At 63.5% G+C, this 18992-nt stretch carries 23 protein-coding genes and 1 tRNA gene; 10 read left to right on the top strand and 14 right to left on the bottom strand.

All coding sequences use genetic code 11. The features are described 5' to 3' along the window. Positions 1-59 precede the first annotated feature (59 nt). Positions 60-815 (top strand): dienelactone hydrolase family protein, encoded by a 756-nt coding sequence (locus SynWH8101_RS13490; protein WP_130130194.1) that lies wholly within the window; start codon positions 60-62, stop codon positions 813-815. On the opposite strand, the gene mazG is transcribed toward SynWH8101_RS13490, so the two are convergent. Together mazG and SynWH8101_RS13480 are read right to left on the bottom strand one after the other, a co-directional pair. Next, positions 801-1631 (bottom strand): nucleoside triphosphate pyrophosphohydrolase, encoded by an 831-nt coding sequence (gene mazG, locus SynWH8101_RS13485; protein WP_130130193.1) that lies wholly within the window; start codon positions 1629-1631, stop codon positions 801-803. The two genes, SynWH8101_RS13490 and mazG, sit on opposite strands and share 15 nt — an antisense overlap. Before the next feature lie 38 nt (positions 1632-1669). Further along, entirely contained in the window at positions 1670-2197 is a 528-nt protein-coding gene (locus tag SynWH8101_RS13480; RefSeq protein WP_130130192.1) for a metal-binding protein, read from the bottom strand. A 54-nt stretch (positions 2198-2251) separates the two neighbouring features. On the opposite strand from SynWH8101_RS13480, the gene SynWH8101_RS13475 reads away from it, so the two are divergent. After that, positions 2252-2323 (top strand) — tRNA-Val (locus SynWH8101_RS13475). A 6-nt stretch (positions 2324-2329) separates the two neighbouring features. Here the strand turns inward: SynWH8101_RS13475 and SynWH8101_RS13470 are convergent. From SynWH8101_RS13470 to SynWH8101_RS13460, 3 genes are read right to left on the bottom strand one after another with little or no spacing between them, the layout of a single operon-like run. Next, positions 2330-2737 carry a transcriptional repressor gene (locus tag SynWH8101_RS13470; protein WP_130130191.1) on the bottom strand — a complete coding sequence of 136 codons (408 nt, stop codon included), beginning with the start codon at positions 2735-2737 and terminating at the stop codon, positions 2330-2332. A 24-nt stretch (positions 2738-2761) separates the two neighbouring features. Then, on the bottom strand, positions 2762-3691 hold the full coding sequence (locus SynWH8101_RS13465; RefSeq protein WP_130130190.1) for an oxidoreductase: 930 nt from the start codon (positions 3689-3691) through the stop codon (positions 2762-2764). Positions 3692-3699: 8 nt separating this feature from the next. Beyond that, the gene (locus tag SynWH8101_RS13460; RefSeq protein WP_130130549.1) at positions 3700-3957 is read right to left on the bottom strand and encodes a hypothetical protein; all 258 of its coding nucleotides are present in this window, start codon (positions 3955-3957) and stop codon (positions 3700-3702) included. A gap of 55 nt (positions 3958-4012) precedes the next feature. Between SynWH8101_RS13460 and SynWH8101_RS13455 the strand changes: the two genes are divergently transcribed. Both SynWH8101_RS13455 and SynWH8101_RS13450 read left to right on the top strand, forming a co-directional pair. Next, complete coding sequence (locus SynWH8101_RS13455) at positions 4013-4492, top strand: protein phosphatase (protein ID WP_130130189.1); 480 nt, start codon at positions 4013-4015, stop codon at positions 4490-4492. Then, positions 4483-5109, top strand: coding sequence for a 2OG-Fe(II) oxygenase (locus SynWH8101_RS13450; protein WP_130130548.1), 627 nt, complete (start codon positions 4483-4485; stop codon positions 5107-5109). Before SynWH8101_RS13455 ends, SynWH8101_RS13450 begins: the two co-directional genes overlap by 10 nt. Here SynWH8101_RS13450 and SynWH8101_RS13445 read toward each other — a convergent pair. Next, positions 5060-6334: a mechanosensitive ion channel family protein gene (locus SynWH8101_RS13445; protein WP_130130188.1), complete on the bottom strand. Its 1275-nt coding sequence runs from the start codon at positions 6332-6334 to the stop codon at positions 5060-5062. The genes SynWH8101_RS13450 and SynWH8101_RS13445 overlap by 50 nt on opposite strands. Continuing rightward, complete coding sequence (locus tag SynWH8101_RS13440; protein WP_130130187.1) at positions 6331-7659, bottom strand: extracellular solute-binding protein; 1329 nt, start codon at positions 7657-7659, stop codon at positions 6331-6333. Before SynWH8101_RS13440 ends, SynWH8101_RS13445 begins: the two co-directional genes overlap by 4 nt. On the opposite strand from SynWH8101_RS13440, the gene SynWH8101_RS13435 reads away from it, so the two are divergent. Then, entirely contained in the window at positions 7643-10387 is a 2745-nt protein-coding gene (locus tag SynWH8101_RS13435) for a valine--tRNA ligase (RefSeq protein ID WP_130130186.1), read from the top strand. The two genes, SynWH8101_RS13440 and SynWH8101_RS13435, sit on opposite strands and share 17 nt — an antisense overlap. Before the next feature lie 18 nt (positions 10388-10405). Here the strand turns inward: SynWH8101_RS13435 and SynWH8101_RS13430 are convergent, their stop codons facing one another. Further along, entirely contained in the window at positions 10406-11476 is a 1071-nt protein-coding gene (locus SynWH8101_RS13430) for a mechanosensitive ion channel family protein (RefSeq protein ID WP_130130185.1), read from the bottom strand. A 167-nt stretch (positions 11477-11643) separates the two neighbouring features. Between SynWH8101_RS13430 and SynWH8101_RS13425 the strand changes: the two genes are divergently transcribed. Beyond that, positions 11644-12270 (top strand): TVP38/TMEM64 family protein, encoded by a 627-nt coding sequence (locus SynWH8101_RS13425; RefSeq protein ID WP_130130184.1) that lies wholly within the window; start codon positions 11644-11646, stop codon positions 12268-12270. Here the strand turns inward: SynWH8101_RS13425 and SynWH8101_RS14230 are convergent. Next, positions 12246-12419, bottom strand: a complete 174-nt coding sequence (locus tag SynWH8101_RS14230; RefSeq protein WP_165380999.1) for a hypothetical protein — start codon at positions 12417-12419, stop codon at positions 12246-12248. The two genes, SynWH8101_RS13425 and SynWH8101_RS14230, sit on opposite strands and share 25 nt — an antisense overlap. Before the next feature lie 15 nt (positions 12420-12434). Between SynWH8101_RS14230 and SynWH8101_RS13420 the strand changes: the two genes are divergently transcribed. Beyond that, on the top strand, positions 12435-12767 hold the full coding sequence (locus SynWH8101_RS13420) for a hypothetical protein (protein ID WP_217350136.1): 333 nt from the start codon (positions 12435-12437) through the stop codon (positions 12765-12767). Between the two features lie 26 nt (positions 12768-12793). Here SynWH8101_RS13420 and ligA read toward each other — a convergent pair whose 3' ends face one another. Together ligA and SynWH8101_RS13410 are read right to left on the bottom strand one after the other, a co-directional pair. Beyond that, the gene (gene ligA / locus SynWH8101_RS13415) at positions 12794-14878 is read right to left on the bottom strand and encodes an NAD-dependent DNA ligase LigA (RefSeq protein ID WP_130130183.1); all 2085 of its coding nucleotides are present in this window, start codon (positions 14876-14878) and stop codon (positions 12794-12796) included. Positions 14879-14888: 10 nt separating this feature from the next. Continuing rightward, positions 14889-15308 (bottom strand): hypothetical protein, encoded by a 420-nt coding sequence (locus SynWH8101_RS13410; protein WP_007101235.1) that lies wholly within the window; start codon positions 15306-15308, stop codon positions 14889-14891. 68 nt (positions 15309-15376) lie between these two features. Here SynWH8101_RS13410 and SynWH8101_RS13405 point away from each other — a divergent pair, with 68 nt between their 5' ends. From SynWH8101_RS13405 to SynWH8101_RS13395, 3 genes are all read left to right on the top strand, one after another. Next, positions 15377-15961, top strand: a complete 585-nt coding sequence (locus tag SynWH8101_RS13405; RefSeq protein ID WP_130130546.1) for a SprT family zinc-dependent metalloprotease — start codon at positions 15377-15379, stop codon at positions 15959-15961. Between the two features lie 106 nt (positions 15962-16067). Next, on the top strand, positions 16068-16577 hold the full coding sequence (locus tag SynWH8101_RS13400; RefSeq protein ID WP_130130182.1) for an RNA helicase: 510 nt from the start codon (positions 16068-16070) through the stop codon (positions 16575-16577). 48 nt (positions 16578-16625) lie between these two features. Next, positions 16626-17147 (top strand): DUF1269 domain-containing protein, encoded by a 522-nt coding sequence (locus SynWH8101_RS13395; RefSeq protein ID WP_007101239.1) that lies wholly within the window; start codon positions 16626-16628, stop codon positions 17145-17147. On the opposite strand, the gene SynWH8101_RS13390 is transcribed toward SynWH8101_RS13395, so the two are convergent. The 3 genes from SynWH8101_RS13390 to SynWH8101_RS13380 all read right to left on the bottom strand — a co-directional run bounded on the left by SynWH8101_RS13390 (position 17117) and on the right by SynWH8101_RS13380 (position 18978). After that, positions 17117-17545, bottom strand: a complete 429-nt coding sequence (locus SynWH8101_RS13390) for a hypothetical protein (RefSeq protein WP_130130181.1) — start codon at positions 17543-17545, stop codon at positions 17117-17119. The two genes, SynWH8101_RS13395 and SynWH8101_RS13390, sit on opposite strands and share 31 nt — an antisense overlap. 90 nt (positions 17546-17635) lie before the next feature. Further along, positions 17636-18214 carry a chorismate lyase gene (locus SynWH8101_RS13385; RefSeq protein WP_174719563.1) on the bottom strand — a complete coding sequence of 193 codons (579 nt, stop codon included), beginning with the start codon at positions 18212-18214 and terminating at the stop codon, positions 17636-17638. 14 nt (positions 18215-18228) lie between these two features. After that, on the bottom strand, positions 18229-18978 hold the full coding sequence (locus SynWH8101_RS13380) for a hypothetical protein (RefSeq protein ID WP_130130179.1): 750 nt from the start codon (positions 18976-18978) through the stop codon (positions 18229-18231). Between the last annotated feature and the right edge of the window lie 14 nt (positions 18979-18992).

The raw sequence follows: 18992 nt of genomic DNA, 5'->3' as shown, positions 1-18992 counted from the left end.
ACTGTTGCTGACAGTGCCGCTCGGTCTTCCTACGGTCATTCGATCGGGCGGTTTCTCCCATGCGCATTTCTCGTGATTCGGTCGGGCTCACGGTTGAAGGCAGCCTGATGCGCCTTTATGTGGCACAGCCTGTGACGTCGGGTTGCTGGCCAGGGATTGTTTTTTTCTCCGATATCTATCAGCTCGGTGCCCCCATGACCCGCCTGGTGGATCGATTGGCTGGTTATGGCTATGTGGTGGCAGCACCAGAGATCTTCCATCGTCGAGAACCGATCGGAACGACGATCGAGCCCGATGCGCTCGGCCGGTTGCGGGGAAATCACAATGCTCGCAACACTCCGATTGCTGCCTATGACGCCGATACCGTGGCCACACTGGCTTGGCTTGGTGCTCAACCATTGGTGGATGCTCGACGGCTTGGGGCTCTCGGCTTTTGCATTGGTGGTCACCTGGCCTTCCGGGCTGCTTTTAGAGCCGATGTGCGAGCGTGCGTCTGTGTATATCCCACTGGTTTGCAGGACGGGACGTTGGGCTTGACTCCCGCCGACAGCATCCAGAGGGCAGGGGAGATCAAAGGTGCCTTGCTCACCATTTTTGGCAGCTTGGATCCCCACGTACCGGCAGACGCGCGGGCTGGAATTCTTTCGACTCTCGAGGCCTTGCCCGATCTCTGTCATCGGACACTTCTGTATGAAGCCAATCACACATTTCTGCGCGATGACGGTGACCGTTGGGATCCTCAGTTGGCTGATCAGGCTTGGGGTGAGGTGATCAGTTTTCTTGATCAGGAACTTGCCGGATCAGTCGGCTGCTAAGGAGGCCTCTTCGGCCCGGATCTCGGCCTTCGCCTGCTGCCACAGGCCTTCCAGTTCCTGGATTCTGCGGCCCTGCAGGTCGCCGTCGAGGGCGGCCTCCACGCGAGAGAAGCGATCGAGGAAGCGGCGGTTGGTGCCGGCCAGGCCGGCTTCCGGGTCGATGCCGCACCAGCGGGCCACATTCACCAGGGTGAACAGCACATCGCCGAGTTCCTCCTGGGCGTGGGCTTGGTTGCCGTTGGCCACCGCCTCCTTGAGCTCATCGAGTTCTTCGTGCACTTTGTCCCACACGCCGGCCATGGCGTCCCACTCAAAGCCGGCGGCGGCCGCCTTTTTGGAGATCGTCATGGCCCCCGCCAGAGCGGGTTGGCCGCGCACCTTGCCCGCGAGGCGATCGCTGAGTGGGCTGGATGAAGGTTCCGTTGCCTTCTCTGCTGCCTTGATTGCCTCCCAGTTGGCCTTCACGGCATCGCTGTCGGCCGCTTCGGCACCGGCAAACACATGGGGGTGGCGGCGAATCAGCTTCTCGCTAATGCCTGAGGCGATCTGAGCCAGACCGAATCGGCCCTCCTCCTGGGCGATCTGGGCATGGAGCACCACCTGCAGCAGTAGATCACCGAGCTCTTCTTTGAGGTGGGCGTCATCGCCGTGACGGATCGCATCGGCCACTTCATGGGCTTCCTCCAGCACATAGGGCACCAGGGAGGCATGGGTCTGTTCCAGATCCCAGGGGCAGCCCCCTTCTGGGTTGCGCAGCTGGGCCACCACGGCGATCAGCTCGTTTAGGGCTGTGCTGGTGGCGGGATCGGCGGCCATGGGCTGGCATTCAGGCGGTGGCGCCACCCTCGCACCGCTCAGCGTCGTGGCCTCGTTCGGTGGTGGTACTTGCGGCGTTGGCGGCGCAGTAAGCGAGGCAGGTGTGGCATCGGGTCGCCGTCCTGGATCAAATGCAGCCAGGCGCTGGCTTCCAACCCACACAGCATGGCCAGGCTCGTGGCGCGCTGGTCTTGCCACAGCCTGCTCAGTGCCGATCCCAGCTCCCCGGGGCTGGGGGTCCCCCAGGGTTGGAGCAGCCAGGCCAGCCCGGCGATCAGGCCGGCCAGATACAGCAGCCGACCGGCGCTACCGAGCACCGGGGAATGGGAGATCAGGGAGCGATGGCGCAACAGCCGTTGGTAGGGCCACCAGAGCGGGCGCAGCGGTCCCCAGCGCTGGAAGGCGCGGGAGTGGGTGTCGAGGTCGGGAGAGAGCCAGAGGCCGCCGATCAGAAATGTCAGGCCGCCCAGCGCAGCCGCTCCGTTTCCGAAGATCGGCATCAGCAGGAGTGCCAGCGGCAGGCTTGCGATCGTCGTGGCACGGTCATGGTCCCTGCCGGAGGCCATCAGAGGGGAAAGCGTTGGACCCAGCGTGCCGCCCTCAGGCACAATCGGCAGCAAGGGCGATTAGCTCAGCGGTAGAGCACCTGCCTTACAAGCAGATTGTCGCTGGTTCGATCCCGGCATCGCCCATGCCCTTCATCCAGCGGTCTCCTGCTGGCTCTGGCAGTGCGAACAGAGTCCGAAGAACTCGAGGGTGTGGAAGAGCAGCGCGAAATCCTGCCGCTGCTCCTTCGGCACCGTCAGATCGTGAATCGGGCATTGCGGTAAGACGCGGGTCTGGCCGCAGCTGACGCAGGTGAGGTGATGGCGATCGCGGCCGAGTGGGGCATACATCGCTTCGCCATTGGGCAGGTGGCGACAGCGCACCAGTCCCTGTTGCTGCAGCAGGCGCAGGTGGCGATACACCGTGGCCAGTCCCATCGGTTGGTTGCCGTCCTGCAGCACGCGATGCAGCTGTTGGCCGCTCATCTCATCGCCGCAGTGCTCGAGTTCGTCCAGCAGCCGCTGTTGTCGCGCATTGGCTGAGGTGGGACGGATAGCCATCGGTGGTGTCGCTCCGGAGGTGGTCTAGCGGAGTGCCGGGCCGGCTTCGATCAGCTTGAGGCTGAGGTCCCACAACCGCTCTCGTTGCTGGGGGTCCTCGGCGGCGGGAGCCACACGTTGGCGTTTGGGGTAGCCCCGCAACCCCCCCAGGCGGCTTGGGCCGTAGTGCTGCCCGCTTTGGGCTGATCCGGCAGTGGCGGCATGAAGCTGGGGGAGAGCTCCCATGGCGGCAGTCTGGAACAGGGGATCCATCAGGCGATAGGCCTGGGCTTCCAGCCGGGAGCCATTCGCCGAAACCGACGCTGGTTGCAGGTTGGTGCGCGCCAAGCCGGGATGGGCCGCCAGGGAGCGGATGCTGCTGCCTCGATCACGGAGTTGCCGGTCGAGTTCAAGTGCGAACATCACATTGGCCAGTTTGCTCTGGCCGTAGGCCTGCCAGCGGTCGTAACGCTGCTCGCCATTGGGATCCTCCCAGGCGATCCGGCCGAAATACTGGGCTCCTGAGGTGACGGTGACCACCCGTGCATCCGGCTGTCCCTCCATCAGTGGCAGCAGCGCTCTGGTGAGCGCCATGTGGCCGAGATGGTTGGTGGCGAACTGCAGCTCGTGACCCTGCCGGCTGCACTGCCGGGGCGGAGCCATCACTCCGGCGTTGTTGATCAGCAGATCAAGGCGGCCAAAGCGCTGGCGAATCGTTTGTGCGCAGCGATCCACACTCTCCAGATCGGCCAGATCGAGATCCAGCAGCTCGATGCCACCTTCCATCGAGACGCTTTGGTCGGTCAGGATCCGGCGTGCCGTTTCCCCCCGCTCGCGGTTGCGGCAGGCCATCAGCACGGTGGCGCCGTGGGCGTGCAGGGCCCGGGTGGTTTCCAGGCCGAGGCCGCTGTTGGCTCCGGTCACCAAGACGAGGCGACCCCGTTGATCGGGGATGTCGGCTGCGGACCAGCCCATGCAGGGATTCAGTCTTCCGGGAACAGCAGGCTGGCCAGCTCATCGGCATCCACGTCGTAGACGCGGGCGAGGCTGGTTTCGATCGCGCTGGTCACTTCACCGGGAAGGAAGCGCATCGCATTGAGTGCATCCTCGGTGATCTCTTCAGTGAGCAGCTGGTCCTCGCTGTCCAGCTTTTCGTCATTGATCACCGCCATCACCCAGCTTTGGTAGGCGTAAACAAGGTCGGAGAACTCGAGTTCGGGATCGTTGAGATCCAGGGTCATGGCCTTGGCGGTCATCTTGACGACAGTCTGACCTCTGGAGGGGAGGATGGCAGGCATGACGCAGCGCTCCAGCCAACAGCAGCCCGGCGAGTCCCGGCCCACAGAGGCTCAGCTGCAGGCCACATTGGTGGATTTCGCCCTTTTGGAGCTGATCCGCCGGAATCGGGACAGCTTTGAGCCTCTCTGGACCGCAGATAGCTGGGCCAAGTTGCTGATCTGGCTGGCCCTGAACTGCGGGCTGTCGGGAGAGCGGGATGCCCTGGAAGACTTTGCGGCGGCCCTTGGGCCGCGGCTCACCGGTCGGTTGCGGCGGGTGTTCTTCGAACGTGACCTCACCGATCTGGAGCTGCAGGTGCTCGCGGATCCAGCGGAGCAGCAGGTGCTGATCTTGTCGTTGGCACCTCAGGATTCCTCGGTTCTGGAGCAGGAGCGTTTGGTGGTGGCTTTGGAGCGGATCGGACTGTTGGATCAGGTCACGCCGGATCGGGAGCGTTGGCAGCGGCTGGATGCGGTGGTGGCGATTCCATGGACCTGATCGCCCGCTACAGCAATGCCGGTTACGGCGCTGTCGCCGATGGGGTGATGGCGTTCTTTGATCGTCGCCCTGATCTGCAGCGTCCTGGAGTGGCGTTTGGGCCGGCGGATGCCTCCGAACCCGCCAAGGTGAGCACCGATATCAGCCTGGTGGCGATCGATCGCAGCGATCCTGAAGCCTTCGCTTTAGCTGAGGTGATCGTTCGTGGCGTCAGCGCCGCCCTGGATCGCTATTTGCAGGAGCGACCGTTGTTCCGCCAGGTTTGCCCCGATCAGGAGTTGTTTGTGCTGCCGATTTTCAATCTGCAGCGATATGCGCCTGGTGAAGGGTTCCGGCAGTGGCACTGCGACTGGACGATTGGTGATGAGGCCACCGAGCCGGTGCATCGGGTGCTCGCCTGGATTCTCTACTGCAACAGCGTGCCTGAGGCGGGCACGGAATTCCACTGGCAGCAGCACCATGAAGACGCGGAACGGGGCAAGATCGTGATTTTTCCTGCCGGTCCGAGTCACATTCACCGTGGTCGGGTGACTCAGGAGCAGAGCAAAACGATTGCCACCGGCTGGATCAATGCGGGCTCGAGAGATCGCTATCTTCAGCGTCTGGCTCGTGCGTGAGCGTGGGCCAGTCACGAATGGTGTTCACGCGTTGTGGCAATGGGATTTCAATGCCTTCGTGTTTGAAGGCGATCCAGATCGCTTGATTCACTTCGCTGATGATGCCGATGTTGTCCATCGGATTGGCGATCCAGTAGCGCAGGGAATAGGTGATGGCGTAATCGTCATAAGCCACCTGAAGCGCACGAGGTGCTGGTTGATTCAGCACGCGCGGAACGCTGAGCGCAGTCTGTTCCAGTAGAGCTAGCACCGTGCGTGGATCATGGCGATAGGCAACGCCAATGCGGATTTCGCTCCGGCGCATCCGATCACTGGCGGTATAAGTGGTGGCCTGATCGGTGAAGAACATCTGATTGGGGATCAGTAGTTCGGCGTTGTCTCGGTCGCGCCAGAGCAGGGTGGCGCGCAGGCCGAGTCGGCGCACTTCACAAGGATCCCCATCCACCATCAACACTTCCCCGGGTCGCACCGAGCCTTCAAACAACAGCCAGATCCCGCTGATGAAGTTGGAAAATACTTCTTTGACGCCAAAGCCCAGGCCCACCGATAAGCCACCGGCGATGGCCACCAAGGCGGTGGCATTGAGGCCAATTTGCATGCCAACTGCGGTAATGCCGATTCCCACGACGACATAACGAATGATCAGCTCCAGCGCCTTGCGGCTGCCGTCGCTGTAACCGATCAGTTTCTGCATCACCCAGGCGAAACCAGCTGCCGGTGGGCCGCTACCGATGAGCAGCAAATAGCTGATCAGCAAGGAGCCAAAGAGTTTGCCAAGGGTCAACTCAGCGCCAAAGAACTGGCCCACGCCAATGACAGCCAGATCCTGAAGACTATCCAGTCGGTTGATCAACAGCAGAACGATGAGGAGCAAATAGAGTGGTCTCAAAAGACGGCTTAGCAGTTCATGCACTCGTTGGGCCGGCAGCACCCGAAGCAGGCCTCTTTCCAGCAGGAGCAGGAGTGCCCAGCCGAGCCAGGCCGCTGAGAGAAACCACATCAGGCCGTTGGCGTGCTGGTGTTGTTGAAGAATCAGCACCACAAGGCCAGCGACGGCTGGTCCGATGAAGGCCCTGAGTAGACGCGGCAGCCTTCGGGTCAGAGCTGGTCTGTGAAGAGAATGGCTGCCGATGGCGATGATGATGATCAGAATGATCTGGGCGCTGACCTCTGGTCTCTCGAGGTAGCCCAGCCAGCCGAGCACTTCCTGAAACAGCTCATTCATGATTTTGATTGCCTTAGAAATGTAATCAGCTCATCCGTGCTTTCTTCTGGCGTTTTGAGGCCGAAGATCAGGGGGGTCAGGATGTCGGTCATGCCATCCCTCAGGCTTTGGTTCAGATTGAAATGGTTGAGAAAGGTTGACGAGGCATCTGATTGTTGCCTTGATGTCACCATAGCTCGCAGCGTTGAGGAGCTCTTGATGGGTATCTTGACGTGTTTGTTCGTGGGTAGAAATGACAGGGTTTGAAGGGTGAAGTTGCGCTGTATTTGTGGTTGAAGCATGTAATTCAAGAGTTTGATGGCTGCCTCTCGCTGGCGGTCGCTTGAGTTTTCTCCCAGGCTGATCACTCGTAAGCGGTTGAATGGGCTTGCCGCATGGCGAGGGCCGCGTGGCAGTGACGACACGCCGAGGTCTTGGCCGAGGCTGGCGCGTAGCTCGGCAAGATTGGAGCTGCCGCATGTGATCCAGTCCAGTTCTCCTTTCAAGAGACCTGTTTTGAGCTCATTTTGATGAGCGAAGAAGGCGACGCGCTGTTGTGCTGCGGCTTGCTGAAGCCATGCCAGCCAAGTGGTGATGGCGCGTCGATCGTCTGTCTTGATGAGCTTCTTGCTGCTGATCTGATTCAGGGAATGCAAGGCGCCGAGACTGCCGGCCGACCAAAAGATTTGTGCTGCGTCGTAAGACAGTCCGAAGTTTTTGCCGGCGGCGCTGATTTCGAGAAGCTCCTGGGTTGTTTCAGGGGGGCGAGGAATCTTGCGGCGGTTGAAGCATGCGATTTGCATGTAGACAACAAATGGTTGTCCGGCAATGTTTTGTTTTGGTGTTGTGACCCGCTGCAGCAGGCTGGGGAAGATGTTTTTCTGAAGCGCCTTTGCATCGGGGATCGCCACGGTCAGGTGACGCTCAAAAAGCTCCCTTGAGATGAAGGCATCGGTGAGGATCAGGTCTGGACCAAGATCAGCCTGATTGCGTTTTTGGATCCGGTCCAGCAGCGAGCTTTCTGGATAGAGAGCCACCTGCACGTGAATGTTGGGGTTGATCTTCCTGAATTCGTTCACCACAAGTGAGACGCGATCCCTGAAAAAGCGGTGGCTTTTTTCGCTGATCACCGAGGAGTCTTCGAGGCCGATAGCCAGATAGAGGTTGATCGGCAGGTTGCTGTTGATCTGGCTGCAGCCCGTTAACGCCAGAGCGAATCCGGTGATGGCGGCAAGGCGGCGACAGCTGGACACGTGAAGATCCAATCCTGCGGATTCTCGCTGCTTTTCGGCGTTTTGCGAGCATGGCGCCGCTGTGTGGAGGGCTTTCGTGTCTGACTTGGCCAAGACCTATGACCCGGTGGGTACGGAAGCCCGTTGGCAGCAGGCCTGGGAGACCCACGGGGCGTTTCACCCGGATCCGGCTGCGCCGGAGGATCCCTTCTCGGTGGTGATTCCGCCGCCGAACGTGACCGGCAGCCTGCACATGGGCCATGCCTTCAACACAGCCCTGATCGACACGATCGTGCGCTTCCAGCGCCTCCAGGGCCGCAACGTGTTGTGTCTGCCCGGTACCGATCACGCCTCGATCGCGGTGCAGACGATCCTGGAGAAGCAGCTCAAGGAGGAGGGCAAGACTCGCCACGACCTCGGCCGCGAAGCGTTCCTGGAGCGGGCCTGGCAATGGAAGGCCGAAAGCGGCGGCCGCATCGTCGATCAGCTGCGTCGTCTCGGCTATTCGGTGGATTGGCAGCGGCAGCGCTTCACCCTCGATGAGGGGCTGAGCGAGGCCGTGAAGGAAGCCTTCGTGCGCCTGCATGAGCAGGGCCTGATCTACCGCGGCGAATACCTGGTGAACTGGTGCCCCGCCTCCGCTTCAGCGGTGAGTGACCTGGAGGTGGAGATGAAGGAGGTGGATGGCCACCTCTGGCATTTTCGCTATCCCCTCAGCAGCGGTGAGGGCTATCTGGAGGTGGCCACCACGCGGCCGGAAACGATGCTCGGTGATGTGGCGGTGGCCGTGAACCCCACCGACGAGCGTTATGTCCATCTGGTCGGTGAGACCCTGACCCTGCCGCTGGTGGGGCGGGAGATCCCCGTGATCGCTGATGAGCATGTGGAGAAGGGGTTTGGAACCGGCTGCGTCAAGGTGACGCCCGCCCACGACCCCAATGACTTTGCGATCGGTCAGCGCCATGGTCTGCCCCAGATCACGGTGATGCGCAAGAACGGCAGCATGAATGCCCATGCCGGACGTTTCGAGGGACTCGATCGCTTTGAGGCACGCAAGGCAGTGGTGGCGGCGCTGGAGGCCGAGGGATTGCTCGTGAAGGTGGAGGAACACCGGCACAGCGTTCCCTACTCCGACCGGGGCAAAGTGCCGGTGGAGCCTCTGCTCTCCACCCAGTGGTTCGTGAAGACCGAGCCCCTGGCTGCCCGCTGCCGGCAGGCCCTGGCGCAACAGGATCCCCGTTTCATCCCCGAGCGTTGGGAGAAGGTGTATCGCGACTGGCTCACCGACATCCGTGATTGGTGCATCAGCCGCCAGCTTTGGTGGGGCCATCGCATCCCCGCCTGGTTTGTGATCAGCGAGACCGGCGGCAAATACACCGACACCACGCCTTATGTGGTGGCGCGCAATGACGCCGAGGCCCTCGAGAAGGCCCAGGCGCGCTTCGGTGCCGATGCCGTGATTGAGCAAGACGAGGACGTGCTCGACACCTGGTTCTCCAGCGGGCTGTGGCCTTTCTCCACCCTGGGGTGGCCCGATACAGCCAGCGCTGATCTGCAGCGCTGGTATCCCACCAGCACCCTGGTGACCGGCTTCGACATCATTTTCTTCTGGGTGGCCCGGATGACGATGATGGCCGGCGCCTTTACCGGCGAGATGCCCTTCAAGGACGTCTACATCCACGGCCTGGTGCGGGATGAGCAGAACCGCAAGATGAGTAAATCAGCGGGCAATGGCATCGATCCCCTGCTGCTGATCGGTCGCTATGGCACGGATGCTCTCCGCTTTGCTCTCGTGCGGGAGGTGGCCGGCGCCGGTCAGGACATTCGCCTGGATTACGACCGCAAGACCGACACTTCCGCCACCGTGGAGGCAGCGCGCAACTTTGCCAACAAGCTCTGGAATGCGACCCGGTTTGCGTTGATGAATCTGGGCGGCGAGACCCCCGCAAGCCTTGGCGAGCCTGAGCCTGCGGCCCTGCAGCTGGCGGATCGCTGGATTCTCTCGCGCCTGGCCCGGGTGAACCGTGAAACGGCAGAGCGTTATGGCAGCTATGGCCTCGGTGAAGCGGCCAAGGGGTTGTATGAATTCGCCTGGAATGATGTGTGCGATTGGTATCTGGAGTTGAGCAAGCGTCGGCTCAATCCAGGCGAGGCGCCTTCTCCTGAGGTGTTGGCCGATCAGCGCACCGCCCGACAGGTTCTCGCCAAGGTGATCAGTGAGATGCACCTGATGCTGCACCCCTTGATGCCCCATCTCACCGAGGAGCTCTGGCACAGCGTCACAGGGGCCGGGGAGACCACCTTCCTGGCCTTGCAGCCCTGGCCGGTGCTGGATGCAGTGGCATTGGATGACGCGCTCGAAGCAGCGTTCTCCGAGCTGATCGCGGCGATTCGGGTGGTGCGCAACCTTCGGGCCGTGGCGGGGTTGAAGCCATCCCAATCCGTTCCGGTTCGCTTCATCACGGGGCGCGGTGATCTGGCGGCGGTGCTGGGAGAGACCACGGCCGATATCACTGCGCTCACGCGCGCTGAGAGCGTTGATGTGATGACGCCGGAGCAGGCGGATGCGGCCCCGGTGGCCAAGGCGCTGGCGGGTGTGAGCGGTGAACTTCAAGTGTTGTTGCCGATCGAGGGCCTCGTCGACCTCGACGCCCTGCGCGGACGCCTCGAGAAGGACATCGCCAAGGCCGACAAGGAGATCAAGGGACTGAGCGGCCGCCTGGCGAATCCCAACTTCACCGATAAGGCACCGGCAGAGGTGGTGGCGGAATGCAAAGCCAATCTGGCCGAAGCTGAAGCTCAGGCCGAGCTGGCGCGCAAGCGGCTGCTGGATCTCAGTTGAGCCGGATTGGCCCTGACGTCAGGCCGCCTGATTCCGGCGAGGGATCAGGTTGGCCAGTGTGGCTCCATCCGATTCCGGCGCTGGATACAGCGTGGTGCAGTTGAAGGCAAAATCAGCGCCGGAGCGTTGCACGATGGCAGCGATCTCCAGGAAGATGGACTGTTGAATGTCGAGCCATTCTCGCCACACCGTTGTTTTGGTGAAGCAATACACCATCATGTTGATCGACGAGGCATCCCATTCGTTGAAGTTCACCAGAATGGTCTGCCTCTGATCGATGTCGGGATGCTGTTCCAGAAGCTGGCGCACGTCGGTGGTGATGCCGGCGATGCGGCCGAGGTCTTCGTAGCGCAGGCTGATATTGGCCAGGATTCTGCGGTTGTACATCTGGCCCGGATTCTCGATCGGGGTTGTTGCAAACACCGAGTTGGGGATGAAGAGAGGTCTGCGGTCAAAAGTTTGCACCCTGGTGTAATACCAGCCGATTGTCTCAACCGTTCCCTGAAACGAATCGGCGCAGATCCAGTCGCCTTCTTTGAAGGGGCGATTGAAGAACAGCATGAAGCCAGACAGGAAATTCTGACTCACCTGCTGGGTGGCAAAGGTGATGCCGATGCCAGCGCCGCCAAGCATGGTGGCGATCGCAGCTGAGGGGATGCCGAAGTTCACCATCAGCGCCGCTGCGGTGAACAGCAGCACTAGAATGGTGTAAAGCCTCCCCATTAAGTTGATCAGCATGGCCTGATCCTTGGGGTCTTTCATCTGCAGCCAGCGGCGCATTTGCCCCGAGCGGATGAAGGCATGGCCCGCGTTCAGGCTCGCCCAGCTGATCGTGCTGATCAGCAATGTGAGTGAAAAGCGGTTGAGCATCTGTTGACTCACCAAGGCGACTTCGCGGTTGATGAGCTGGGTCAGCCAGGTGGCGTAGAGGGTGATGCCCAGGCCGATCAGCACTGGACGGCGCAGGGTCAGGGCGAGTTTGTTGCCGAGGTTGCGGCCATGCCGTCCGAGAAGCTGCAGCATCAACCACAGGCCGCCGAGCAGGGCCGTGCCGGTGAGCAGACCTGAGGTGGTCTGCAGGAACTCCACGTTGTGGATCGCGGCGGTCTGTAGATCGGTGATGAGACGGTTGCGACTGAGGGGTGACCCTATCGGTCAGCAACGCCACTGGCAACGGATCGCTCCGGGCCTGGCAGCGTGGGAGGGTTTCCCTGTCGCACCGTGGCTTGTTTCCCCCGCTTGGAAAGCCAGTGAGTATGCAAGCCGCCTCCTTGGTCGAGAGCTTTCAGGCGCTGCTGCCGGCCTTGCAGTCTCCTGCCGGTGCTGTTGCGTTCGTGCCCCTCTACGCCCTTTGGGTGACGCTGCTGTTGCCGGGGGTGTGGGCGTCGATGCTCGCGGGTGCCCTGTATGGCACCTGGTGGGGGAGCCTGATCGTGTTCGTGGGCGCCTGCCTCGGAGCGCAGGTGGTGTTTCTGCTGGGGCGCACCTGGCTGCGGGCGTGGGCGCAGCGCCGCCTCGCCGGCCTGCCGAAGCTGCAGGCGGTGGAACGGGCCGTGAGCCGTGAGGGCCTGAAGCTGGTGCTGCTCACCCGCCTCTCGCCCGCTTTCCCCTTCTCGCTGCTCAACCTGGCCTATGGCCTCAGTGAGGTGAGCCTGCGCGATTACACGCTTGGTCTCATCGGCATTTTGCCGGGCACGATCCTGTTCTGCGGGTTGGGAGCGCTCGCCGGGGATGTGGCCCGTTTCGGCGAGGTGCTCAGCGGCGAGGCCGATCCCGCCACCTGGGCGCTGCGCCTCATCGGCATCCTGGCCACAGTGGCAGTGGTGTGGCTGGTGGGGCGAGCGGCTCGGCAGGCCCTTCAGGATTCGGAGCCGCCGGGGTGATTGCTCAGAGGCCAGTCGCGCAACGCGGCGATCAGCACAAACCAGCCAAGGCGCAGGCGTGCCAAGGGGCCCGGCCTGGCTGCCAGTTCGGCGTACTTCGCTCGGCCACACTCGGTTTTGATCCAGCGGTGGATGGCGGGTTGTTCCATCCCGCCAGGTTATGGATGGTGCGTTGTTCCTGCCGCGGCCAGGATGGAGATTGCTGTGATGTTGAGGTCTGGATGGGTTGGTATGGGTTGTTCGCCGGTGCATTGGCCGGCCTGAGTGTGTTGGCCGCCAGTCCGCTCAAGGCTGCGGTGGTGTGCACCGGCCCCGGATATCCCCCAGGTTGTGTGGAGGTTGAGCCAGTGGGTGTCGACGCCCGTCCGGGCGGACCGGTGGTCAATCCTTCCCCTGGTGTGGGCTACGGAGCGCCAGGAGCGGGATTGCGTCCTGCTGCCGGCCCAGGAGTGGGGCCGAATGCCGGTGGTCCGGTGAACCGCCCTGGTTATCGCTGAGGCGCGAGGGGCTGAGGGCTTGAGTTTCAGCTTGCAGCCAGCAAAGCCTGCAGCCCTGCCTCATCCAGCACCGGAACCCCAAGGTTTTCGGCCTTGCTGAGTTTGCTGCCGGCCTCCTCGCCGGCTACCACGTAGCTGGTTTTTTTGCTGACTGAGCCGCTCACCTTGCCGCCGGCGGCTTCGATCAGCTCCTTGGCCTGGCTGCGGCTCAGGCTGGGCAGGGTGCCGGTGAGCACGAAGGTCTGGCCGTTGAGCTGGGCGCTGGCGGTGCTGCGTTCTGCGGCGGCCTGGAGTTCCTCTTCACTGCTGGCGAGGCTGAAGCCCAGGCGTTCCAGTTCAGATAGCAGGTTCAGGTTGGCGGGGGTGGCGAACCACTGCTGCAGGCTCTGGGCGATCTCGGCGCCGATGCCGAACACGGCGGTGATCGCGTCGGTGTGATCAGCGGCGGCCGTAGCCAGATCCGCGGCACTGGGGAAGGTGGTAGCGAGAGCTTTGGCGTTCACCTCCCCCACATGGTGAATGCCGAGCCCATAGAGCTGCCGGTGCCAGGGCTGCGCTTTGGAGTCGGCCAGGGCGGCGACGAGGTTGTCGGCGCTTTTCTGGCCCATGCGCTCCAGGCTGGAGAGCAGGGCGGCATCGAGCCGGTAGAGATCGGCGATCGAGCCCACCAGGCCCCGATCCACCAGCTGCTCGATCAATTTGCTGCCGAGCCCATCCACATCCAGGGCCGCTTTGCTCACCCAGTGGCGCAGGGCGCCGCGCAGGATCGCTGGGCAGCTGCTGTTCACGCAGCGGGTGGCGGCTTCGCCCTCTTCACGCACCAGTGCGGAGCCGCATTCCGGGCAGGTGTGGGGCAGTTCGAGTCGCCCTGCATCCGCTGGCCGCAGCTCTGTGAGAACCCGCACCACCTCGGGGATGATTTCGCCGGCCTTGCGCACCACGATCGTGTCACCGGCGTGCAGATCCAGTTCCGCCAGGCGATCGGCGTTGTGCAGGGTGGCGCGGCTGACGCTCGTGCCAGCCAGCGGCACCGCTTCAAACTCGGCCACCGGCGTCACCACCCCGGTGCGTCCCACCTGGCAGGTCAGACGCAACAGCTTGCTGGGGGCCTCCTCGGCCGGATACTTGAGGGCGATCGCCCAGCGCGGTGCCTTCTGGGTGAAACCGGCCGCATCCTGCAGGCGTAGGTCGTTGAGTTTCACCACCACGCCGTCGGTGGCGTAATCGAGGGCGTGGCGGCCCGTGTCCCAGGCGGAGAAGAAGGCTTCTACCGCTGCCAGATCCGGCAGCAGTTCGGCGTTGGGGTTCACCTTGAAACCTGCCCGCCTCAGCCACTGCAGGCTTTCCCATTGGCTGCTGGGGCGGGCCGGGTCGCTGCCTTCCGCCTCCCAGTCGTCGGGTAGGTGCAGGGTGTAGGCGAAAAAATCGAGACGACGCGCTGCCACCACCTTCGGGTCGAGCTGGCGCAGGGTGCCGGCACAGGCGTTGCGCGGGTTGGCGAACAGGGCCTCGCCGCGGGCCTCCCGTTCCGCGTTGATTGCGCTGAAGGTGCCATCGGGGATGAAGGCCTCGCCGCGCACTTCCAGCCAGTCCGGTGGATGTGTGAGCTGCAGGCGCAACGGCACGGCGCCGATCGTGCGCACATTGGCAGTGATGGCCTCGCCCTGCTCGCCGTCGCCGCGGGTGGCGGCCCGCACCAGAACGCCCTGCTCGTAGCTCAGGGCCAGGGCATTGCCGTCGATTTTCAGTTCCCCCACCATCGGCAGCGCCGGCAGGGGGTCACCGGCGCCAGGCTCGCGGTCGAGCACCCGGATCAGCCGGCCGTACCAGGCCTCCAGCTCGCCGATGTTGAACGCGTTGTCGAGGCTGAGCAGGCCGATGCGATGGCGCACGCTCTGGAAGCCCGCGGCAGGTGGCCCGCCGACGCGCTGGGTGGGGCTGTCGGGGCTGAGCAGGCTGGGATCCGCCTGCTCGAGCTCCACCAGTTCCCGGTAGAGCCGGTCATACACCGGATCCTCCATCTCGGGAGAATCCAGCACGTAATAGGCGTGGGCAGCGCGATTGAGCAGGGTGCGCAGCTCCCGTGCCCGTTCCCCGGATGGGCGCGTCATCGTTGCCGGATCAGGCCTTCACCGGGTTGATCCGTTCGATGCGCCACGACTCCTCCACTTTGGTGAACGTGAAGTCGAGGGGGAGTTCCTCCTTGTTGTCGGCCAGCAGTTTCACGGTGAGGATGATGTTGCCTTCCTGCATGCGCGGCCGGCCCGATTTCAGGTTGCGGAATCGATTCAGCTTCAGTCCGGCGAGGAAACGAATGAACTGTTGACGGTTCACGTGCTGGCGGTAGGTCTTGGTGGTGAGCAGATAGGCGGCATCGATGCGTCCGGCCGCCACCTGGGTGAAGAACTGCTTGATCAGAGGATTGATGCCGCGGGCGCTGAGCACCAGCTTCACCGCCGTGATCGTCCAGTAGAGAAGTAGGGCTCCAGCGCCGGCCAGCAGGGCCTTGCTTCCGAGTTCCCGAACCAGAGCCAGATCCATCCGCGGCACGCAGTTGACGATGCGCAGTGAGTCTGACTGACTGCTGACCACCGGTGCCGTCCTGTCTTGTGTCCCTGGAGCCCCTGCTCCCCCTATTTCATCGTCTGAACCGTGAGCACTTCGACGGGAGCCTGGTGCGGGGGCCGCACCCTCTGTTGGCCGTGCGCTGGAGTGATGGACGCATGACCCGCACCGCCGGCTTGTATCGCCGCGGCCCTGCGGTGGCACCCCCCTTGGGTCGCGAGATTGTCCTGTCTCGGCCCTTGTTGGAGCCGTTACCGAGGGCGGCCACGGAAAGCACGCTTTGCCACGAGATGATTCATGCCTGGGTGGATCTGGTGTTGGGCCGACGCGAGAGCCACGGACCCCAGTTCCGGGCGCGGATGGCTGCGATCAACGCTGCACAGGATCGCTTCGTGGTGAGCATCCGCCATCGTTTTCCCGTGCCGGTCACGCCGCCCCGCTGGCTTGCGGTCTGTCCCCGCTGCGGTCATCAGCTGCCCTATCGGCGTCGTTTGCATCAGGCGGCTTGTCGCCGCTGTTGTGAACGTCACTATGGCGGCCGCTGGCATGCCAGTTGTCTGCTTCGCTTTGAGCCCTATGAGGGTGGGGATCCAGCATCTGACCAGGCCGTCGAGTGCCGGCATGGCTGAGATGGATCTGTTTCTCCTGGTGCTGCAGTGCGGAGGAATCAGCATCGCCCTGGTGGGTTGGCGACGGGAGTGTTGGTTGCGTCGCCGGCGTCGGTAACGTCAGGGCATGGATGCAAGACGGCAACAGGCGCAGCGCCTCGATCAGTGGCTTGAAACCGGACGGCAGTTCGTGGACGGTGTCGCTGGCACACGCCCCGGTCGACGCTCCGGCAGGGGGACGTCGGCCCGACTCGATGCGGTCGGTCGCTGGGTGGGCGACAAGATCGACTGGCTGCTCGATGAAGAGGATGACGGCGGCGACGTCTGGCAGTCCGATGCCTCTCTACCGACGTCAACGCCACCGCAACGATCGATGGCTTCGCCGTCCAGAGCCAAACGTCCGCTGGAGGCGATTTCCAGGCGACAACCCGCCCGGATTCCCCCCACGCCTCAGTCGCTTCAGCCAGCTGTGACCCGGGATGACGCTTGGCCGGATGACGCCTGGCCCGAGGAGAGCGACTTCCGGGTGGATCGCTGGCAGCGGCCCGTCGAGCGTTCCCAACCCCGACGGGCTCCGGTGGAGCCGGCGCCTGCCAGTCGTCGCTCCCTGCCCCGGTCGAGTCGCCGCCGCGACTGAGCAGTCTCTGTTGGTGTGCTTAGTCTTCGGGCACCTGCGTTGGGCCTGATGAGCAATCTTGTGGTGGTGGGCTTCCCCAAGGTGGAGGAGGCCGAAGACGTCCGGCGTGAGCTGGTGGGCATTCAGCAGGAGCACCTGATTGCGCTGGAGGATGCGGTGGTGCTCGAGCATGCCGAGGATGGTCATGTCCACCTGCGGCAGGCGATCAACCTGGCGGCCGCCGGTGCGGTGGGCGGCAGCTTCTGGGGCATGTTGGTGGGTCTGCTTTTCGCCAATCCCTTGCTTGGTCTGGCGGTGGGAGCCGGCGCTGGTGCCGCCTCGGGAGCCCTCAGCGATATGGGCATCAATGATCAGTTCTTGCGCGATCTCGGTGAGACCCTGCCGAAGGGAACGGCGGCGCTGGCCCTGCTGGTGCGTGAGGCAACGGCCGATCGGGTGATCGAGAAGTTGCGTCGCCATGCTCCCCACGCCCGTCTGATTCAGACGAGCCTGAGCCATGCCGATGAGGAGAGCCTGCGGGAGCAGTTGGAGAAGGCCCGTCAGCAGGCGGAAGCCCTGCGCCTGGCCTGATACGTGCAGCCTCGCTGACTGAGCTGGGCATTGACGTCGTCGACCAGCTCAGCGGGGAGATCCTCCGCCATCTGATCGGCGGTGGCATTGATGGCGGCCGATCCCTCGTTCATCGCCTCCAGAAGAGCCACCCACTGCTTCACGTGTTGATCACGACTGACCGGCTTGTAGCCCCGGGTCATCAGCAGGTCACGGCAGACCTCTCCATTCCAGCGACAGCCGCGGGGATGACATTGGGGTCCCTGAAGCGAGGCGGCGCCGGCTTCGATGGCGGCTGGGGTGGGCCGGCCATGGCGGTCGAGCCAGCCCGCCTGGTCGAGGGCTCGTTCACAGTGACGGGAGGAAATACCGAAGAGCTGCCCCAGTTCGGAGAGGCTCAGCCAGGTGCGGTGTGCCATCGGATCGGGTGGGCGGTTGCCACCATGATGGGGGCAGCATATTTACCCGCAAGTTGTCAAGAGGAAAACGGGACAATCCGACCCATTCCTTCATGACGCCAGGTGAAGTGCGTCCCGTGGCGCTGGGCCCAGCCACTGTTCCAGAGCAGGGCTGAACACCTCCCGGATCACCGTCAGCTCCCGACCCTGGCGAAAGAAGCGGTAGTGGCGGCTCCAGAACGGTCCGGTTGCAGCGAAGCCCGTCTCCAGCCAGGGGCTTTGCACCAGGGCGAGCCCATCCACCTCGCGGAACAGTTCCGAACGCCCCTGGGTGAGGCTCAGCCAGATCGGCAGATTGCGGTCCTGCAGGTGCTGGTCGGCCTCGGTCTGATTCCACCAGCTCTCGGCCCAGGCCAGGGTCTGACCGCCGCAGGCGAGCCACACCTGGCGACGCAGGAGGGGATGACGCAGCTCCCGCACTTCCCGTGGGGCCCCTGCCATGGTGACATCGGCCTCCATGGCGATCAGGCGCACGGCCACCGGATGACCTGTGAGCAGGCGTAGATGGCGGGTGGGGCTGCCGTCTCCTAGCAACAGCAGGCGCCAGGGCCCGGGTAGATCCCAGGGGCCGTCGCCGCCGATCACCGCCGCGGTAGCAGCGTCCCAGAGTGGTTCCGGTGAGGGCAGCAGGGCTGAGGCGTTGCTCAGAAGGCGCCTCCCACCGTGAGGTTGCGCTGCTGGCCCTGGCGTTCAATCACCGCACCACTGGCCTGCACGGAGTGGAGGCGCCAGCCGCTGTTGCCGATCAGCTCGCCGGGGGTGGCCGAGAGGGAGAGCTGGTCGAGCCGGAAAATCGCCGAGCCCTTGCCACCTCCCGCATGCACCACCCCCACCAGCAGCGGTTCCGGTGCAGCAGCCGGTAGCGGAGCGGTGTCAGTGCGCGGAGTGGTGGCGACTGACGGGCTGGCTGTCACCGGGCTTTCTGCCGCCGGGGCTTGGTCGCTGGGAAGGGGACCGGCCGGCAGTGGAATCATCACCGGCTCCAGGCTGGCGGGGAGCTGGATGGGGTCGCCGGCGGTCGCGGCGGTCGCGGTGGCAGGTTGGGGCTCCGCCGTGGTGGGCGGTAGGTTGCGCACCCGTTCGATCAGCTGCAGATCCCGTTCACGATTCAGGGCTGCCTGTGTGGTGTGCCAATTCCGGGCCAGCCAGAGGCTGATGGCCACACTCGTGACCGTGGGGACGGCAAAAAGCAGCAGTAGCAGCCGTCGGTGCCACCAGCCCGTTGTTCTGGATTCAGGGGGTGTGTGTTCTGTGGGTTCAACGTTGAGGGGCGCAGGATCCACCCGCACCTGCACCGCCTCGAGCGTTCGCTCACCATCGCTGAACACCCGATCCATCACCTGCTCGGCACGCAGGTTCCAGTAGGCCCTGGAGGTGGAAAGGCGTGGTGGCACCGCAGACCATTGTC

The sequence above is a fragment of the Synechococcus sp. WH 8101 genome, assembly GCF_004209775.1.
Classification (GTDB): domain Bacteria; phylum Cyanobacteriota; class Cyanobacteriia; order PCC-6307; family Cyanobiaceae; genus Synechococcus_C.
The sequence above is the reverse complement of the archived record's forward strand: the minus strand, read 5'-3'. Positions and strand labels throughout refer to the sequence as shown.

Bases quoted from the DNA above. Each gene is read 5' to 3' on its own strand.
- SynWH8101_RS13490 (WP_130130194.1), top strand. From the start codon at position 60: ATGCGCATTTCTCGTGATTCGGTCGGGCTCACGGTTGAAGGCAGCCTG.
- mazG (WP_130130193.1), bottom strand. From the start codon at position 1,631: ATGGCCGCCGATCCCGCCACCAGCACAGCCCTAAACGAGCTGATCGCC.
- SynWH8101_RS13480 (WP_130130192.1), bottom strand. From the start codon at position 2,197: ATGGCCTCCGGCAGGGACCATGACCGTGCCACGACGATCGCAAGCCTG.
- SynWH8101_RS13470 (WP_130130191.1), bottom strand. From the start codon at position 2,737: ATGGCTATCCGTCCCACCTCAGCCAATGCGCGACAACAGCGGCTGCTG.
- SynWH8101_RS13465 (WP_130130190.1), bottom strand. From the start codon at position 3,691: ATGGGCTGGTCCGCAGCCGACATCCCCGATCAACGGGGTCGCCTCGTC.
- SynWH8101_RS13460 (WP_130130549.1), bottom strand. From the start codon at position 3,957: ATGACCCTGGATCTCAACGATCCCGAACTCGAGTTCTCCGACCTTGTT.
- SynWH8101_RS13455 (WP_130130189.1), top strand. From the start codon at position 4,013: ATGACGCAGCGCTCCAGCCAACAGCAGCCCGGCGAGTCCCGGCCCACA.
- SynWH8101_RS13450 (WP_130130548.1), top strand. From the start codon at position 4,483: ATGGACCTGATCGCCCGCTACAGCAATGCCGGTTACGGCGCTGTCGCC.
- SynWH8101_RS13445 (WP_130130188.1), bottom strand. From the start codon at position 6,334: ATGAATGAGCTGTTTCAGGAAGTGCTCGGCTGGCTGGGCTACCTCGAG.
- SynWH8101_RS13425 (WP_130130184.1), top strand. From the start codon at position 11,644: ATGCAAGCCGCCTCCTTGGTCGAGAGCTTTCAGGCGCTGCTGCCGGCC.
- SynWH8101_RS14230 (WP_165380999.1), bottom strand. From the start codon at position 12,419: ATGGAACAACCCGCCATCCACCGCTGGATCAAAACCGAGTGTGGCCGA.
- SynWH8101_RS13420 (WP_217350136.1), top strand. From the start codon at position 12,435: ATGGTGCGTTGTTCCTGCCGCGGCCAGGATGGAGATTGCTGTGATGTT.
- ligA (WP_130130183.1), bottom strand. From the start codon at position 14,878: ATGACGCGCCCATCCGGGGAACGGGCACGGGAGCTGCGCACCCTGCTC.
- SynWH8101_RS13410 (WP_007101235.1), bottom strand. From the start codon at position 15,308: ATGGATCTGGCTCTGGTTCGGGAACTCGGAAGCAAGGCCCTGCTGGCC.
- SynWH8101_RS13400 (WP_130130182.1), top strand. From the start codon at position 16,068: ATGGATGCAAGACGGCAACAGGCGCAGCGCCTCGATCAGTGGCTTGAA.
- SynWH8101_RS13395 (WP_007101239.1), top strand. From the start codon at position 16,626: ATGAGCAATCTTGTGGTGGTGGGCTTCCCCAAGGTGGAGGAGGCCGAA.
- SynWH8101_RS13390 (WP_130130181.1), bottom strand. From the start codon at position 17,545: ATGGCACACCGCACCTGGCTGAGCCTCTCCGAACTGGGGCAGCTCTTC.